This window comes from Ruegeria sp. E1 (assembly GCF_056534225.1).
In genome coordinates, this window is the sequence record NZ_JBQFPE010000007.1 from 30,512 (window position 1) to 45,974 (window position 15,463).

Sequence of the window (15,463 nt, forward strand, 5' to 3'; positions counted from 1 at the left end):
TCTTATGACCAAAATCACCCCGCAACCCGGCATTATGGACATCGCGCTGTATCAGGGCGGCCAGTCGCATGTGGCGGGGGTCGAGCATGTGATCAAGCTGAGCTCGAACGAGAACCCGTTTGGGCCTAGCCCTAAGGCCATCGAAGCGGTGCGCGACAGTGCCGCAAACCTGCATCGCTATCCTAGTACCGATCACGCAAGCCTGCGGGCCGTGATTGGTAAGCAGCACGGGTTGGACCCGGCGCGGATCATCTGTGGGGTCGGCAGTGATGAGGTGCTGCAATTCGTGGCGCAGGCCTATGCCGGGCCGGGGGATGAGGTGATCCATACCGAGCATGGATTCTCCATGTATCCGATCATCGCGCGTATGGCCGGGGCAACGCCGGTCATGGTGGCCGAGCGGGATCGCAAAGTGGACGTGGACAATATCCTGTCCGCTGTGACCGGACGAACGCGGATCGTGTTTGTGACCAATCCAGGCAACCCGACCTCGACCATGATCCCGGATGCGGAATTGACGCGTCTGGCCGATGGGCTGCCGCAGGGTTGCCTGATGGTGATTGACGGGGCCTATGCCGAGTTTGTCGAGGGGTTCGACGGCGGCGCAGGTCTGGTGGACCGCTATCCAAACGTGATCATGACGCGGACCTTTTCCAAGGTATACGGCCTTGGCGGAATGCGCGTCGGTTGGGGCTATGCACATCAGGACATCATCGATGTGCTGAACCGTGTGCGTCAGCCTTTCAACCTGTCACTCACGGCTCTGGCCGCGGCTGAGGCTGCGGCACTGGATCAGGAATACCTGTCTTTTTGCCAATCCGAAAACGCCCGACTGCGGGTTTGGCTGGCCGAGGAGCTGGCAAAGATCGGCGTGTTGTCGGACCCGTCCTGCACCAATTTCATCCTCGCCCGTTTTGCCGATCAGGCCGAGGCCGAAGCTTGCGATGACTACCTGAAAACTCAGGGTTTGATCGTACGCCGTGTTGCGGGCTACAACCTGCCGAACGCTTTGCGGATCACCGTGGGCGACGAAGAAGCCTGCCGCCGTGTCGTTGCGGCCGTTACCGCGTTCAAAGGGGGCGCTGCATGAGCCAGATATACGACCGCGTGGCGCTGATCGGGCTGGGCCTGATCGCATCGTCGATGTATTGGGCGATCAAACGCGCTGGTCTTGCGGGTGAAGTGACGGGCTATGCCCGGTCCGAGGCGACACGCGAAACCGCCCGCCGGATCGGCTTGTGCGACAGGGTTTGCGATACGGCGCAAGAGGCTGTCGAAGGGGCCGATCTGGTTATTCTTTGCGTGCCCGTGGGCGCGATGGGGGCGGTTGCGCGCGATATTGCTCCGGCGCTGAAACCCGGGGCGACCGTGTCCGATGTAGGTTCGGTCAAACGCCATGTCATTCAGGATGTTGGCCCTGCGATCCCGGACGGTGTCCACTTTATCCCGGCCCACCCGCTGGCCGGGACCGAACATTCTGGACCCGAGGCCGGTTTTGCCGAACTGTTCGACAATCGCTGGTGTCTTTTGGTACCCGTCGAAGGAACAGACCCAGAAGCAATCGCACGCTTGCGGGCGCTTTGGGAAGGTCTGGGCTCGAATGTGGATGAGATGGACGCCGATCACCATGATCTTGTGCTGGCCGTGACCTCGCACGCGCCGCACCTGATCGCCTATACGATGGTCGGTGTGGCAGATGATCTGCGCCGCGTCACAGATACCGAGGTTATCAAATATTCAGCGGCGGGTTTTCGGGACTTCACCCGGATTGCGGCGTCGGACCCGACGATGTGGCGGGACGTGTTCCTGACCAACAAGGACGCGACACTGGAAATACTGGGCCGCTTCACCGAGGAACTGTTTGCCCTGCAACGCGCGATCAGAACAGGTGACGGAGAGCAGCTTTTCGACTATTTCACACGTACACGGGCAATCCGGCGCGGCATTATTGATGCGGGTCAGGACACGGATGCACCGGATTTTGGACGAGGGAAGGTTTAGAAATGCGGGTTTTGCAGGGTACGTTCACGGGATTTTTTGTGACATTGATGACCCTGCCTGCGTTGGCGAACTCGCCCGAAACCTCACTGTTTCCGGTATCGCGGCCAGTTGAAACCGCCAGCGCCATTCCAGCCTCTGCCGTTGTGGCCGCGCTGCCCGCCGCGATTCCGTATATGCGACCACAAGTGCGCCCTGTTTCACCGCAACAGGTTGCCGCCGCCGCGCGGCCATCGGACCTTCCGGCGCTGGGGCCGGATGTGTCGTTGAAACCGTATCTCAGACCAAAAGAGTTGGAGCAGCAGGTGTTGTTCAAAAAGCGCAAATTGCGCAAAGGCTCGGTTTGCGGCGATATTGATATTCAGGGCAAGCCGATCGGTAAAGTGCCGGGGAAGATCAAGGCCTGTGGGATCAAGGATGCGGTTCAGATCACGTCTGTGTCCGGCGTGGTGCTCAGCCGCCCATCGACAATGGATTGCGGCACGGCCATCGCGTTGAACAAATGGGTGGACAAGACGGTTAAACCAACCTTTAAGCGGCGCGGTCCGGTGGTCCAGCTACAGGTGGCGGCGCATTATGCTTGTCGCACACGTAACAATCGCAAAGGCGCGCGTATTTCTGAGCACGGCAAGGGCAGGGCCATCGACATCTCGGGCTTCAAGATGGCTGATGGAGAGGTCGTGACGGTCTTGGCAGGATGGCGTAAGAACCCTTCGCAAAAGCAGCTGAAAAAGATCTGGCGCGGGGCGTGCGGGCCGTTTGGCACGGTGCTGGGGCCGAACTCGGATCGCTATCATCGCGATCATTTCCATCTGGATACCGCTCGCCACCGCAGCGGGCCGTACTGCCGCTAACGCAAAATCAGGCGCGGCGCGGGGCCAAGAGGTAAGGGACCAAGGGCCACAAACCCGTCGCGGAAATTCAGTTGCAGGTCCAGCGCATTGGGATTGCCACCCAAACCGGCCAGAAAGTGCAAAGCCCGCGTCACCGGATCAACCGCCTGATCCGGCAATGCCCCGGCGGCATTGGCCATGGCAATCATGTCGCGCCAGTTTTCAGCCTTGATGGCAATTTCTCCGGTCGGAATGCCTTGTTCGTCCACGTCCAACTCTCCGGCTGCAAACAGGCGCAATTCGCCCCATTTCATCTCGGCCAGATTGACTTCAACAGCAACTGGTTGCGGGCGACCCTGTTCCAGCGCGCTTCGGTCCCAGGGTTTGTCAAAGGTCGCGGTGATGTCCAGTTCCAGCGTATCGAATGCCTGCGGCAACGACCTTGCCGACCGCATGAGGTCACGCAGATCGTCGCCCGGGGTGAACTCATCAATTTGTGCCTTGATCGTGTAGGTTTCAGGTGTCGACGTCTGTTCCATCACCATGGCAAACGTCGTTCCCCCGGCCAGATCGGTGCCATTCTCGACAACCGACCATGGGCCTGCGGTCAGGGCCATTTTCTCAAGCACCAATGCGACACCGGGCTGCAATTGCAGCTCGGCCATCAGATCATCTGCCTCGATCGTGGCGGTCTGATCGAAATAGGATAACCGCTGTGGCGTGTCGGCAAAGCGCAGAACCTGACGACCAGGCCAGATTGCGGGGCTTTGAAATTCGATCCAATCCGCGCTCCATGCCGTGCCGTTGATGGGATCGGCCAATGCAGGGTTTATCAACCTCGTCTTGTGTTGGGCCGGGTAGCCCGCAGTTTCAACGCCCGAAAAATCGGCCTGCCAGCCCATCGCCTGTTGCTTGTCGAACCAACTGGTCAGCGCGCTGCGCAGCCCGTAACCGGCGATGAACCAATAGGCGCTCCAGGCGATTGCGATGAAAATCAATACTCGTATCAGACGGCGCATCAGCAATGGCCCTTTTTCCCACTTTGAATTTGATGTTTATAGGGGCAAACAGGCAAGGACCAGAGCAATGACAATGTGGGTTTTCGGATATGGATCACTGCTGTGGAATCCCGGTTTTCCGGTGGCCCGCAGTGAACATGCGACGCTGCACGGTTATGCGCGGTCCTTCTGCATGAGTTCGATCCATCATCGCGGAACCGAGGAAAACCCAGGCCTGGTGCTGGCGTTGGACGAGCAGGCGGATGCCAATTGCACCGGGCTGGCGCTTGCGGTCGAGGCCGGGCATGAAGAACGTACTCTGGCGGAACTGCGCGAGCGAGAACTGATCTCCTCTGCCTATCTGGAACGAATGCTTGATGTTCACCTGACCAATGGCGAGATTGTGAATGCAGTGACCTACGTGATCGATCCGCACCATGTTCAATATTGCGGTGGAATGCCGCTTGAGGAACAGGCCCGGATCATCGCCCACGCGGTCGGCGGGCGTGGCCCGAATACCGAGTACCTGTATAACACCGCCGAACACCTAACCGAGATCGGTCTGCATGATCCCGACCTTGAGTGGTTGTCGCAACGGGTGCGCAGAATTACCGCATAAACCCTTGGCGTCCTCGCAGGGTTTTCGCTAGGTTTGGCGCAAAGCAGGCAAAACCCGGGGCACAGGCGCATGGCGCAGGCACAACAAGGCGCGAGACCGCATTTCTCGCACCCCATTCGTCAAATCCTGATGATGTTGATCGCAATCGGGCTGTCCGGTCTGGGTGTATTTCTGGCGCTGCCTTACGTGTTGCCGGTGTTTCAGGCGAACCTTTACCTGAACGGGTTCATCTTTCTTGTTTTCATCATCGGCGTGTTCGCCTGTTTTTATCAGGTAACGCAGCTGATCGGTTCCGTCCGCTGGATCGAGGCTTTTGTGGGCGGCGTCGAACGCGATGATACCCGTCCGCCGCAACTGCTGGCCCCCTTGGCTTCGTTGCTGCGGTCACGAGGCGCGCGGTCACATATCAGTTCCAGTTCTGGCCGGTCGATCCTGGATTCGGTAGCCGAACGGATTGAAGAAGAGCGTGAGATAACGCGCTATATCACCAACGTGCTGATCTATTTGGGCCTGCTGGGCACGTTCTTTGGTCTGGCCACAACCGTTCCGGCCATTGTCGACACAATCCGCAGCCTGAATCCGCAGGAAGGCGAAGAAGGCCTGACCGTGTTCAACCGCCTCATGACAGGTCTTGAGGCGCAGTTGCAGGGCATGGGCGTGGCGTTTGGGTCATCGCTTTTGGGCCTCGCCGGATCCTTGATCGTTGGTCTGCTAGAGCTCTTTGCAGGACACGGCCAAAACAGATTCTACCGCGAGCTTGAAGAATGGCTGTCCGGGATCACGCGCGTTGGCCTTGGCGGGGCGGATGATGGCGGTGCAGAACTAGCGGTTCTGACACCTGTTCTGGACACGATGGCCGAGCAGATGGATGCCCTGCAAGAGATGTTTACGGCACAAGAGGCCGACCGAGCCGATGTGTCCGCCAAACTAGGAGCGCTTGTGGATGCGATCGGCGACATGAACCAGCGTCAGGCCCAAGGCGAAGGGGTGACCGCCGCGTTGGAACGCGTCGCGCTGGGGCAGGACGCTTTGCTGGATCACATGCGCGATCATGGCGCGGGCGAGGGGATCGATGCCGAAAGCCGTATGCGCCTACGGTCGATGGACGTGCAGTTGCTGCGCATCCTCGAAGAAATCTCAGCCGGTCGTCAGGACAGTATGAACGAGTTGCGCAAAGACTTTGAACTGCTGGTCAAGGCCCTGACATTGCCGCGCGGCGCGGTGCGAACCCCTCCGGAAGGAGAATAACGCATGGCCCTGTCGCGCCGCACCGGTCAACGTTTCCAAGGCTCGGTCTGGCCCGGTTTTGTCGATGCGATGACGGGCCTGCTGATGGTTCTGACCTTTGTTCTAACCATCTTCATGATCGTTCAGTTCGTGCTGCGGGAAACCATCTCAGGGCAGGAAGACGAATTGACCGCGCTGTCAGATGAGGTCGCGGCGCTGGCCGGGGCGCTTGGATTGGAAGAGCGGGAAAACAGCCGCCTTCAGGCGCGGTTGGGGGCGTTGAACACAACCCTGTCACAGGTCGAGGGCGAGTTGGCGCAAGCTCAGGGCCGGATCACCGCATTTGAGGCAGAAGTTGCCGCATTACTGGCCGATCAGGCCCGGGCGCAAAACGACATCGCATCGCTTGAAGCGCAGGCCGAGTCCCTGCTGACGCAGCGCGATGATCTGTTATCGGAACAAGAGGCGCTGAACCTGGCGCTGGCACAAAGCCGTAGCGAGATTGACGCACAGGCCGAGGCCGCCCGTCTGGCTGCTGCGCGCCGTGAGGCGCTGGAGGCGTTGGTCGCCGATCTGGAAAGCAGCGATGCCGCGCAATCGGCGCAGATCGCCGAATTGGAGCAGCAGCTTTCCAGCGAAGAGGCGGCCCGTTTGGCGGAAGCCGCCGCTGCCGAGACCCTTCGCGACAGGCTGCAAAACGCGGATGCGGAACTGACGGCGATGACGCTGGCGCTGGAATCGCAGCGGAAAGAGGCCGAGGAAACGCTGACCCTGCTGGCTGCCGCGCAGGCAGCGCGGGCTGAACTGGAACGACAGTTTGGTGAGTTGAACCCGGATCAACTCAAAGCCCAGTTGCAAGCGGCCTTGGATGCGCAGGTACAGGCGCAGGATGACGCAACTGAGCAAAGAACATTGGCAGAAGAACGTGCCGCCTTGCTGGCCATTGCTCAGCAGTCGCTGGAATCGGAAAAAGAGATTTCGACCCAAGCGCAACGCCAGACCGCTTTGCTGAACCAGCAGATGTCAGCATTGCGTGGACAGTTGGGGTCTTTGCAGGCGTTGTTGGACGATTACGAGGAACGAAACGCCGCCGCCGATATTCGAATCCAGACTTTGGGGCAGGATTTGAACGCCGCGCTTGCACGCGCCGCATCCGAAGAACGCCGCCGCCGTCTGTTGGAAGAAGCAGAGCGTGTGCGCCTTGAGGCCGAAGCCGAAGCATTGGCGGGTCAGAATCAGGAATTGACCGCACAGGCCGAGGATCTGCAGCGATACCGGTCCGAGTTCTTCGGTCGTCTGCGGGACGTGTTGGGTGATCAGGACGGCGTTCGTATTGAAGGCGACCGCTTTGTCTTTTCGTCCGAAGTTCTGTTCGACACAGGCTCAGCGGTTTTGTCTGCGGAAGGCAGGCAAGAAGTCGCCAAGGTCGCCAACATCCTGCGCAGCGTAGCGGCAGAAATACCAGAAGGTCTCAACTGGGTGATCAGGGTGGATGGCCATACCGACAACGTACCGCTGGGCGGCTCAGGTCGCTATCGCGATAACTGGGAGCTTAGTCAGGGGCGGGCACTTTCCGTGGTGCGCTACATGGTGGACGCGCTGGGCATCCCGCCCGAGCGGTTGGCGGCCAACGGTTTCGGAGAATTCCAACCGGTCAACCCCGCCGACACGCCCGAGGCGCGCGCTCAGAACCGGCGGATCGAGTTGAAATTGACCGAACGATAAGCGTTCAGATCAGCCCGTGGAGCCGGGTGAATGGATCGTGTGTCTTGTCCTTGTGCCAGTTATATTCGCTCCACAACGCGACCTTGTCGGCGATATCTTCTCCGTGCATCAGCGCTATGGCCCCCAAAGCCATGTCCATTCCGGCCGATACACCGGATGAAGTCAGGAACCGCCCATCCTCGACCCATCGCGCCTGTGGCACCCAGTGGACATTCGGTCCTTGATCCTTCACCCAAGAAAACGCGGCTTTGTTTGTGGTCGCGCGCCTGTTGTCCAATATTCCGGCCTTGGCCAGAAGGGCGCTGCCGGTGCAGACGCTCAGTGTGAATTCCGCACTTTCAGCCTGTTTTCCTAACCAGTCCAGCAGGCGGGTATTGCCGACCTCTCTACGCGTTCCAGCACCTCCGGGGACAAACAGAATGTCGTACTGCGTCGGGTCATCAAGCGACACGTTCGCATGTGCCTGCAGTTGCTGATTGCTTTGCACCGGGCCGGTCGTTTCGGCGATCAGCGACAGTTCGAACTCATCCGGCAAAAGCCCGAACATCTCCATCGGACCGAACAGGTCCAGAAGTTCAAAACCGGGAAAGATCAATGCTCCAATCTTGCGCATATGACCTTTTTACCTCGTGCATTGATCGGAACGAAAAACGCCCACCGAAGCGGCGGGCGTTCTGGGTTGTTTGAGGCTCTGCATCAATCGGCCGTCAAAAGCGGCGGCTTGTCGCCCGGAATGCGCGGCTGATCAGGGCCAAGGATTTCCAGGTTCAAATCCCCCTTCTTAACCGAGACACGCACAACACCGCCCTTGGCCAGCTTGCCAAACAGCAATTCCTCGGCCAGTGGTTTCTTGATGTGTTCCTGAATGACCCGACCCAGCGGGCGGGCACCCATCTTGTCGTCATAGCCCTTGTCGGCCAGCCATTCAGCAGCCTTGGGTGTCAGATCGATAGTCACGTTGCGATCCAGTAATTGCGCCTCAAGCTGCAGGACGAATTTCTCGACCACCTGCAGGATGACCTCTTTCGGCAGCGGCGCGAACGAGATTACGGCGTCCAGACGGTTGCGGAATTCCGGCGTGAACATGCGTTCGATCGCGGCGGTATCCTCGCCCTCGCGACGGTCACGGGCAAAGCCGATGGCGGCCTTGGCCTGTTCCTGCGCGCCCGCGTTCGAGGTCATGATCAGCACCACGTTGCGGAAGTTCACAGTGCGACCGTTGTGATCGGTCAACTCGCCATGATCCATGACCTGCAACAGAATGTTGAAGACATCCGGATGCGCTTTCTCGATCTCGTCCAGCAGTAGGACACAGTGCGGATGCTGGTCAACGCCGTCAGTCAGCAGACCACCCTGATCAAACCCTACATAGCCCGGAGGCGCACCGATCAAACGGGAAACCGCGTGTTTCTCCATGTATTCCGACATGTCAAACCGCAGCAGCTCAACACCCAGCGTATCCGCCAGTTGCTTTGCCACCTCGGTCTTACCCACACCGGTGGGACCGGCGAACAGGTAGTTGCCGATTGGTTTTTCAGGTTCACGCAGACCCGCACGGGCCAGTTTGATGGCGCTCGATAGAGCCTCGATCGCTTCGTCCTGACCAAACACCACTCGTTTGAGCGAGGCTTCGAGATCTTTCAGAACCTCAGCATCGTTTTTGGTGACATTCTTGGGCGGAATGCGGGCGATCTTGGCAACGACGGCTTCGATCTCTTTGACACCTATGGTCTTGCGGCGCTTGCTTTCGGCCAGCAGATGCTGCGCCGCGCCGGCTTCATCAATGACATCGATGGCCTTGTCGGGCAACTTACGGTCATTGATGTACCGAGCGGCCAGTTCCACAGCGGTCTTGATCGCGTCTGCGGTGTATTTGATTGCGTGATGTTCCTCGAAATAAGGCTTGAGGCCGCGCAGGATTTTCACGCTGTCCTCGACCGAAGGCTCGTTCACGTCGATCTTCTGGAAGCGGCGGCTCAGCGCGCGGTCTTTTTCGAAATGCTGACGGAATTCCTTGTAGGTTGTCGAGCCCATTGTGCGTAGCTTGCCACCCTGCAGGGCAGGTTTCAGCAGGTTCGACGCATCCATTGCCCCGCCCGAGGTTGCACCGGCACCGATCACCGTGTGAATCTCGTCGATAAACAGAACCGCGTCGGGGTGATCCTCCAATTCGGTCACGACCGCTTTCAACCGTTCTTCGAAATCACCGCGATAGCGGGTCCCTGCCAGCAGCGCGCCCATGTCGAGCGAATAGATCGTGGTTTCAGACAGCACATCCGGTGCTTCACCAGCGACGATTTTGTGGGCCAGACCCTCGGCAATAGCGGTTTTACCCACGCCCGGATCACCCACCAACAGCGGGTTGTTCTTGCGGCGGCGGCAGAGTACCTGAATACAGCGTTCCACTTCGTCCGAGCGACCGATCAGCGGATCAACATCGCCCGCGCGCGATTTGGCATTCAGATCAACGCAATACTTACCCAGCGCGCTTTCCTTCTGGTCCGCCTCACCCGAGGTGGTCTGCGCCTCATCTTCCACCTCATCCGCGCCGGTGACCGGGCGGTTTTCGCCATAGGCCGGGTCCTTCGCCACGCCATGTGCGATGAAGTTCACCGCGTCATAGCGGGTCATGTCCTGTTCTTGCAGGAAGTAGGCCGCGTTGCTTTCACGTTCGGCGAAGATAGCAACCAGAACGTTGGCCCCGGTCACTTCGGTCCGGCCAGAGCTTTGAACATGGATTGCGGCGCGCTGGATGACGCGCTGGAACGCAGCAGTCGGAACAGCCTCGGACCCGTCGATATCCGTGACCAGATTTGACAGGTCTTCATCGATGAATTCGACCAAGGTGCTGCGCAATTCGTCCAGATCGACGCTGCACGCCTTCATCACCCGGATCGCGTCCGGTTCTTCCAACAACGCAAGCAGCAGATGCTCAAGCGTTGCAAATTCATGTCGCCGTTCATTCGCAGCCGCCAAGGCCGCGTGGATGGCTTGTTCCAGTGTGCTCGAGAATGAAGGCACGCGGGTGCTCCTCTGTCTTGGGTCAGAAGGGGCGGGCTTTAGGCCGGATCCCCATCCCAACCATGTCCTCATACTATTAGAGTTTGGTTGATCGTGGCCCGGCTTCAAGGGTTTTCTTGCTCTTGACAGTCACATTTGTTGTGACCGTGACCGTGAACAGCGCAAAATATGCACTAAAAGCGGTCTTTTCGGGCCCTGATTTCGGCAAAGACCGCAGCGGGATCTGCATTTTCCATTCCCAGAAGGGACTGAATCGCCGGATTTTCAGCGCGCAGGAAGGGGTTTGTCGCTTTTTCCAACGCCAGAGTCGACGGCACCGTCGGTTCTCCGGCTGCGCGCGCACGGTTGATTTCGGCAACACGATCCAGCAGGGCAGCATTGTCCGGGTCAACCGTCAGCGCAAATTTAGCGTTCGATTGGGTATATTCATGGCCCGAGCAAACAATTGTCTCATCCGGCAGGGCCGCCAGCTTGCATAGTGAGGCCCACATCTGCGCTGGTGTCCCCTCGAACAGACGGCCACATCCCAGCGCCATCAGGCTGTCGCCGGTGAACAATGCGCTGCTTTCTGGTGCGTAGAATGCAATATGCCCTACGGTGTGGCCCGACACGTCTATAACCTCGACCGGGTCCGAGCCGATGTAAAAGCTGTCGCCCTCAGCGACCGCCTGATCCAGCTTTGGCAGTCGGTGTTCGTCGGCCTTTGCGCCGATCACCCGCGCGGGATGTTTTTCCAGAATACCGGGCAACCCGTCCACATGGTCCCAATGATGATGGGTCAGCAACACATGACTCAGACGCCAGCCATGCGCATCCAGCGCCGCAAGAATCGGTTCCGGTTCCGGTGCGTCGATCAATGCGGTCTCGCCACTGGCGGCATCATGCGCCAGAAAAGCATAGTTATCACTCAGGCACGGGATGGTGACGATCTCAAGAGGCATGGCCTTTTGCCCTTTCGTTGCTAGACTGCGCTCAGCTAAGCCGATTGACCGGGTGTCCGCAATGCATCTTGATGTGCAGGATCTGAGGAATTTCTACTACCGCAGCACCCTGGGCCGTGCGGCGCAGGCGGCCATTCGCGGGCGGCTGGTCGATTTGTGGCCCGAAGCCAAAGGGCAGACTGTGGTTGGCTTTGGCTTTGCTGTGCCCCTGCTGCGCCCCTATCTGGCGGACGCGCGCCGCGTAATCGGGCTGATGCCCGGGCCGCAAGGGGTTATGCCTTGGCCTGCAGGGATGCCCAATGTATCGGTCCTGACCGAAGAAACGCTGTGGCCGATCGAGACCGGCCATGTGGACAAGCTGGTGGTGATGCATGGGCTTGAGACCTCAAGCCGTCCAAGCAAATTGCTTGAAGAATGCTGGCGCGTGCTTGGGCCCGGTGGCCGGGTTTTGTTTGTGGTGCCGAACCGGGCAGGGCTGTGGTCACGGACCGACAAGACACCTTTTGGTTTCGGGCGGCCTTATTCAGCATCCCAGCTTGAGAACCAGTTGCGGGCGCATCACTTTGTGCCGGAAAACCACTGCTCGGCCCTGTATCTGCCGCCGTCGTTCCGCCGGTTCTGGCTGAAATCCGGCAACCTGATCGAAAAAACCGGGCAGCGCCTGCCAACGGTGATGGCCGGGGGCGTACTGATGGTCGAGGCCAGCAAGCTGATCCGCCCGCCCAGCGGAAGCGTGACCAAGGACAAGGCGAAGCGCCCGATCAAGGCGCTGGACGGGTTGTTAAAGCCCGCCTGAGACCTGCGTCCGCGACGGCGAAAATCGCGGGAAAAAAGTCACAGGAATCGCAAAAACCTGCATATTCGTAACATTTTTCAACTGCCACAACCGGTCCAAAGGGTCGCACTTGGTGTAAGTAACTGAAAATTAACATTTTGTGGATAAGTCCGTTACCGCTATAGCGTATTGCTAGGTTGGAACACCTCTGCTACATCCCCGGTGATTTTGATCCCCGCCCTTCATGGACGGGGTTTCCTCACGCCCCAAGGTAGCGGCCGCTACTTAAAATCGGGGCCTCAAATATCGGAAGGGTGGACGTGTCCGAACCAGCTTCGATTTCCACAGGCATCGCCGAGCGCTATGCCACCGCGATCTTCGAGATCGCCAAAGAGAATAATGACCTTGCAGGTCTGGAAACCGGAATCAACGATCTGGCAGCAGCATTGGGCGACAGCGCCGAACTGCGCGACCTGATCGCATCGCCTCTGGTTTCGCGCGCCGAACAAGAGGGCGCAATCACCGCAGTTGCCGACAAGATGGGCCTGAACTCGATCCTGCGCAACACGCTGGGTCTGATGGCGCAGAAACGCCGCCTGTTTGTTGTGCCGCAGCTGGTGCAGGTTCTGCGCGACATGCTGGCTGAAGAGCGTGGCGAAGTGACCGCCGATGTCGCCTCGGCCAAGGCGCTGACCAAAACACAGATGGATAAACTGTCCAAAACGCTGTCCGAGCGTGTGGGCAAGACCGTGACAATCAATGCGACCGTGGATGAAAGCCTCATCGGCGGTCTTGTCGTTAAAGTGGGCTCGAAAATGATCGATAGCTCGATCCGTTCGAAGCTGAACTCCCTACAGAATGCAATGAAAGAGGTCGGATAAATGGGAATCCAAGCTGCAGAGATTTCTGCAATCCTGAAGGACCAGATCAAGAATTTTGGTCAGGAAGCCGAAGTGGCCGAGATCGGCCGCGTGCTGAGCGTCGGTGACGGGATTGCCCGTGTATACGGCCTGGACAACGTTCAAGCAGGTGAGATGGTCGAATTCCCCGGTGGCATCATGGGCATGGCCCTGAACCTGGAAAGCGACAACGTGGGTGTCGTTATCTTCGGGTCCGACCGTGACATCAAAGAAGGTGACACCGTCAAGCGCACCAACTCGATCGTGGACGTTCCAATCGGTGACGAACTGCTGGGCCGTGTTGTTGACGGTCTGGGCAACCCGCTGGACGGCAAGGGCCCGATCAATGCGTCGAAGCGTGGCGTTGCAGACGTCAAAGCCCCCGGCATCATCCCGCGTAAATCGGTGCACGAGCCGATGGCAACCGGCCTGAAATCGGTTGATGCGATGATCCCGATTGGCCGTGGTCAGCGGGAACTTATCATCGGTGACCGTCAGACCGGCAAAACTGCCGTTGCTCTGGACACCATCCTGAACCAGAAAGTCTACAACGACGCAGCAGGCGACGACGAGTCGAAGAAACTGTACTGCGTTTACGTCGCCATCGGTCAAAAGCGTTCGACCGTTGCGCAGCTGGTGAAGAAGCTGGAAGAATCCGGCGCGATTGAATACTCGATCGTTGTGGCCGCAACCGCGTCCGACCCGGCGCCGATGCAGTTCCTGGCACCTTATGCCGCGACCGCGATGGCCGAATACTTCCGTGACAATGGCCGCCACGCGCTGATCATCTATGATGACCTGTCGAAACAGGCTGTGTCCTACCGTCAGATGTCGCTGCTGCTGCGCCGTCCGCCCGGACGTGAAGCCTATCCTGGCGACGTTTTCTACCTCCACTCGCGTCTGCTGGAGCGTTCGGCGAAGCTGAACGAAGACTTCGGCGCGGGCTCGTTGACCGCTCTGCCGGTTATTGAAACCCAAGGTGGTGACGTTTCGGCCTTTATTCCGACCAACGTGATCTCGATTACTGATGGTCAGATCTTCCTGGAAACCGAACTGTTCTATCAGGGCATCCGTCCTGCAGTGAACACAGGTCTGTCAGTTTCGCGTGTGGGCTCGTCGGCTCAGACCGATGCGATGAAATCGGTTGCGGGTCCGGTGAAACTGGAACTGGCGCAGTACCGCGAAATGGCTGCGTTTGCGCAGTTTGGTTCCGACCTCGACGCCGCGACCCAGCAGCTGCTGAACCGTGGTGCACGTCTGACCGAACTGATGAAACAGCCGCAGTATTCGCCGCTGACCAACGCGGAAATCGTCTGCGTTATCTTCGCAGGCACCAACGGTTACCTCGACAAGATCGACGTATCTGATGTTGGCCGCTATGAGGCCGGTCTGCTGGCGCACCTGCGCGGCAAACATGCTGACCTGCTCAAGTGGATCACCGACGAAGATCCCAAGATCAAAGGTGACGCAGCAGACAAGCTTAAGGCAGCGATCGACGAATACGCCGCGACCTTCGCTTGATAGGGGGTTCCGATGCCTAGTCTGAAGGACCTTAAAAACAGGATCGAGTCGGTCAAATCGACCCGCAAGATCACCAAGGCCATGCAGATGGTCGCGGCGGCAAAACTGCGCCGCGCCCAGGAATCTGCCGAAGCCTCGCGCCCCTATGCCGAGCGGTTCAATGCCGTGATGGCGGGGCTGGCGGCATCGGTCGGGGGCAGCGACAGCGCCCCCAAGCTGCTCCGGGGTACGGGCAGCGATGATGTACATCTGCTGGTTGTGATGACAGCTGAACGCGGCCTGTGTGGCGGCTTCAACTCGAACATCGCCAAGCTGGCCCGCCAAAAGGCGGAAGAGCTGCGCGGCAAAGGCAAGACGCTCAAGATTCTGACTGTCGGCAAGAAAGGCCGTGACGCGCTCAAGCGCGATTTGGGCGATCTGTTCGTTGGACATGTCGACCTGAGCGAGGTCAAGCGTATCGGGTACACCAATGCGCAAGACATCGCCAAGGACGTGCTGTCCCGCTTTGACGGGGCTGAGTTCGATGTTGCCACGATCTTCTACTCGAAGTTCGTCAACGTCGTGACCCAGATTCCGACGGCACAGCAAATCATCCCCGCTTCGTTCGAGGACGAAGCGGCAGGTGACGATAGCGGTGCCATTTTCGACTACGAGCCCAGCGAAGAGGCCATTCTGGCCGATCTGCTGCCCAAGGGGGTTGCGACCGCGATCTTCTCGGCTCTGCTCGAAAACGGAGCGTCTGAACAGGGTGCACGGATGTCCGCGATGGACAACGCGACACGCAACGCGGGTGAGATGATCGACAAGCTGACGATCCAGTTCAACCGCTCGCGTCAGGCCGTGATCACCAACGAGCTGATTGAAATTATTTCCGGCGCCGAAGCGCTGTAGAGACATACCGGAGAC

Annotated in this window: 14 protein-coding genes; 10 read left to right on the plus strand and 4 right to left on the minus strand. The window is 59.0% G+C overall.

All coding sequences use genetic code 11. The annotated features are described in order from the left end of the window. The first annotated feature begins 4 nt into the window (after positions 1 to 4). From hisC to ACR0FG_RS10270, 3 genes are read left to right on the plus strand one after another with little or no spacing between them, the layout of a single operon-like run. Positions 5 to 1,090, plus strand: a complete 1,086-nt coding sequence (gene hisC, locus ACR0FG_RS10260; RefSeq protein WP_480892670.1) for a histidinol-phosphate transaminase — start codon at positions 5 to 7, stop codon at positions 1,088 to 1,090. Beyond that, positions 1,087 to 2,001, plus strand: coding sequence for a prephenate/arogenate dehydrogenase family protein (locus ACR0FG_RS10265; RefSeq protein ID WP_480892673.1), 915 nt, complete (start codon positions 1,087 to 1,089; stop codon positions 1,999 to 2,001). The genes hisC and ACR0FG_RS10265 overlap by 4 nt, the downstream gene beginning before the upstream one ends. A 2-nt stretch (positions 2,002 to 2,003) precedes the next feature. Next, positions 2,004 to 2,852 carry an extensin-like domain-containing protein gene (locus ACR0FG_RS10270; protein ID WP_480892676.1) on the plus strand — a complete coding sequence of 283 codons (849 nt, stop codon included), beginning with the start codon at positions 2,004 to 2,006 and terminating at the stop codon, positions 2,850 to 2,852. Here the strand turns inward: ACR0FG_RS10270 and ACR0FG_RS10275 are convergent. After that, the gene (locus ACR0FG_RS10275; RefSeq protein ID WP_480892679.1) at positions 2,849 to 3,850 is read right to left on the minus strand and encodes a DUF2125 domain-containing protein; all 1,002 of its coding nucleotides are present in this window, start codon (positions 3,848 to 3,850) and stop codon (positions 2,849 to 2,851) included. The two genes, ACR0FG_RS10270 and ACR0FG_RS10275, sit on opposite strands and share 4 nt — an antisense overlap. Positions 3,851 to 3,917: 67 nt before the next feature. On the opposite strand from ACR0FG_RS10275, the gene ACR0FG_RS10280 reads away from it, so the two are divergent. The 3 genes from ACR0FG_RS10280 (at position 3,918) to ACR0FG_RS10290 (ending at position 7,400) form a co-directional block, all read left to right on the plus strand. Next, positions 3,918 to 4,448, plus strand: coding sequence for a gamma-glutamylcyclotransferase (locus tag ACR0FG_RS10280; protein ID WP_480892681.1), 531 nt, complete (start codon positions 3,918 to 3,920; stop codon positions 4,446 to 4,448). 69 nt (positions 4,449 to 4,517) lie between these two features. Then, entirely contained in the window at positions 4,518 to 5,696 is a 1,179-nt protein-coding gene (locus tag ACR0FG_RS10285; RefSeq protein WP_170710554.1) for a biopolymer transporter ExbB, read from the plus strand. A gap of 3 nt (positions 5,697 to 5,699) precedes the next feature. Next, a complete protein-coding gene (locus ACR0FG_RS10290; RefSeq protein WP_480892684.1) occupies positions 5,700 to 7,400 on the plus strand; it encodes a peptidoglycan -binding protein in 1,701 nt (566 codons plus the stop codon). Positions 7,401 to 7,404: 4 nt separating this feature from the next. On the opposite strand, the gene ACR0FG_RS10295 is transcribed toward ACR0FG_RS10290, so the two are convergent. The 3 genes from ACR0FG_RS10295 to gloB all read right to left on the minus strand — a co-directional run bounded on the left by ACR0FG_RS10295 (position 7,405) and on the right by gloB (position 11,362). Then, on the minus strand, positions 7,405 to 8,013 hold the full coding sequence (locus tag ACR0FG_RS10295; RefSeq protein WP_480892685.1) for a DJ-1/PfpI family protein: 609 nt from the start codon (positions 8,011 to 8,013) through the stop codon (positions 7,405 to 7,407). A gap of 83 nt (positions 8,014 to 8,096) precedes the next feature. Next, complete coding sequence (gene clpA / locus ACR0FG_RS10300; protein WP_480892688.1) at positions 8,097 to 10,421, minus strand: ATP-dependent Clp protease ATP-binding subunit ClpA; 2,325 nt, start codon at positions 10,419 to 10,421, stop codon at positions 8,097 to 8,099. Between the two features lie 173 nt (positions 10,422 to 10,594). Continuing rightward, positions 10,595 to 11,362: a hydroxyacylglutathione hydrolase gene (gene gloB, locus ACR0FG_RS10305; RefSeq protein WP_480892690.1), complete on the minus strand. Its 768-nt coding sequence runs from the start codon at positions 11,360 to 11,362 to the stop codon at positions 10,595 to 10,597. Positions 11,363 to 11,423: 61 nt separating this feature from the next. Between gloB and ACR0FG_RS10310 the strand changes: the two genes are divergently transcribed. The 4 genes from ACR0FG_RS10310 (at position 11,424) to ACR0FG_RS10325 (ending at position 15,448) form a co-directional block, all read left to right on the plus strand. Continuing rightward, entirely contained in the window at positions 11,424 to 12,158 is a 735-nt protein-coding gene (locus ACR0FG_RS10310) for a class I SAM-dependent methyltransferase (RefSeq protein ID WP_480892693.1), read from the plus strand. A 299-nt stretch (positions 12,159 to 12,457) separates the two neighbouring features. Further along, positions 12,458 to 13,018, plus strand: coding sequence for a F0F1 ATP synthase subunit delta (locus tag ACR0FG_RS10315; RefSeq protein WP_480892694.1), 561 nt, complete (start codon positions 12,458 to 12,460; stop codon positions 13,016 to 13,018). Then, entirely contained in the window at positions 13,019 to 14,557 is a 1,539-nt protein-coding gene (gene atpA / locus ACR0FG_RS10320; RefSeq protein WP_170710547.1) for a F0F1 ATP synthase subunit alpha, read from the plus strand. A gap of 12 nt (positions 14,558 to 14,569) precedes the next feature. After that, entirely contained in the window at positions 14,570 to 15,448 is an 879-nt protein-coding gene (locus tag ACR0FG_RS10325) for a F0F1 ATP synthase subunit gamma (RefSeq protein ID WP_480892697.1), read from the plus strand. Positions 15,449 to 15,463: the final 15 nt, after the last annotated feature.

What these genes read in the sequence shown, in the direction of transcription:
- hisC (WP_480892670.1), top strand. Translation starts at nt 5, where the DNA reads ATGACCAAAATCACCCCGCAACCCGGCATTATGGACATCGCGCTGTAT.
- ACR0FG_RS10265 (WP_480892673.1), top strand. Translation starts at nt 1,087, where the DNA reads ATGAGCCAGATATACGACCGCGTGGCGCTGATCGGGCTGGGCCTGATC.
- ACR0FG_RS10270 (WP_480892676.1), top strand. Translation starts at nt 2,004, where the DNA reads ATGCGGGTTTTGCAGGGTACGTTCACGGGATTTTTTGTGACATTGATG.
- ACR0FG_RS10275 (WP_480892679.1), bottom strand. Translation starts at nt 3,850, where the DNA reads ATGCGCCGTCTGATACGAGTATTGATTTTCATCGCAATCGCCTGGAGC.
- ACR0FG_RS10280 (WP_480892681.1), top strand. Translation starts at nt 3,918, where the DNA reads ATGACAATGTGGGTTTTCGGATATGGATCACTGCTGTGGAATCCCGGT.
- ACR0FG_RS10285 (WP_170710554.1), top strand. Translation starts at nt 4,518, where the DNA reads ATGGCGCAGGCACAACAAGGCGCGAGACCGCATTTCTCGCACCCCATT.
- ACR0FG_RS10290 (WP_480892684.1), top strand. Translation starts at nt 5,700, where the DNA reads ATGGCCCTGTCGCGCCGCACCGGTCAACGTTTCCAAGGCTCGGTCTGG.
- ACR0FG_RS10295 (WP_480892685.1), bottom strand. Translation starts at nt 8,013, where the DNA reads ATGCGCAAGATTGGAGCATTGATCTTTCCCGGTTTTGAACTTCTGGAC.
- gloB (WP_480892690.1), bottom strand. Translation starts at nt 11,362, where the DNA reads ATGCCTCTTGAGATCGTCACCATCCCGTGCCTGAGTGATAACTATGCT.
- ACR0FG_RS10310 (WP_480892693.1), top strand. Translation starts at nt 11,424, where the DNA reads ATGCATCTTGATGTGCAGGATCTGAGGAATTTCTACTACCGCAGCACC.
- atpA (WP_170710547.1), top strand. Translation starts at nt 13,019, where the DNA reads ATGGGAATCCAAGCTGCAGAGATTTCTGCAATCCTGAAGGACCAGATC.
- ACR0FG_RS10325 (WP_480892697.1), top strand. Translation starts at nt 14,570, where the DNA reads ATGCCTAGTCTGAAGGACCTTAAAAACAGGATCGAGTCGGTCAAATCG.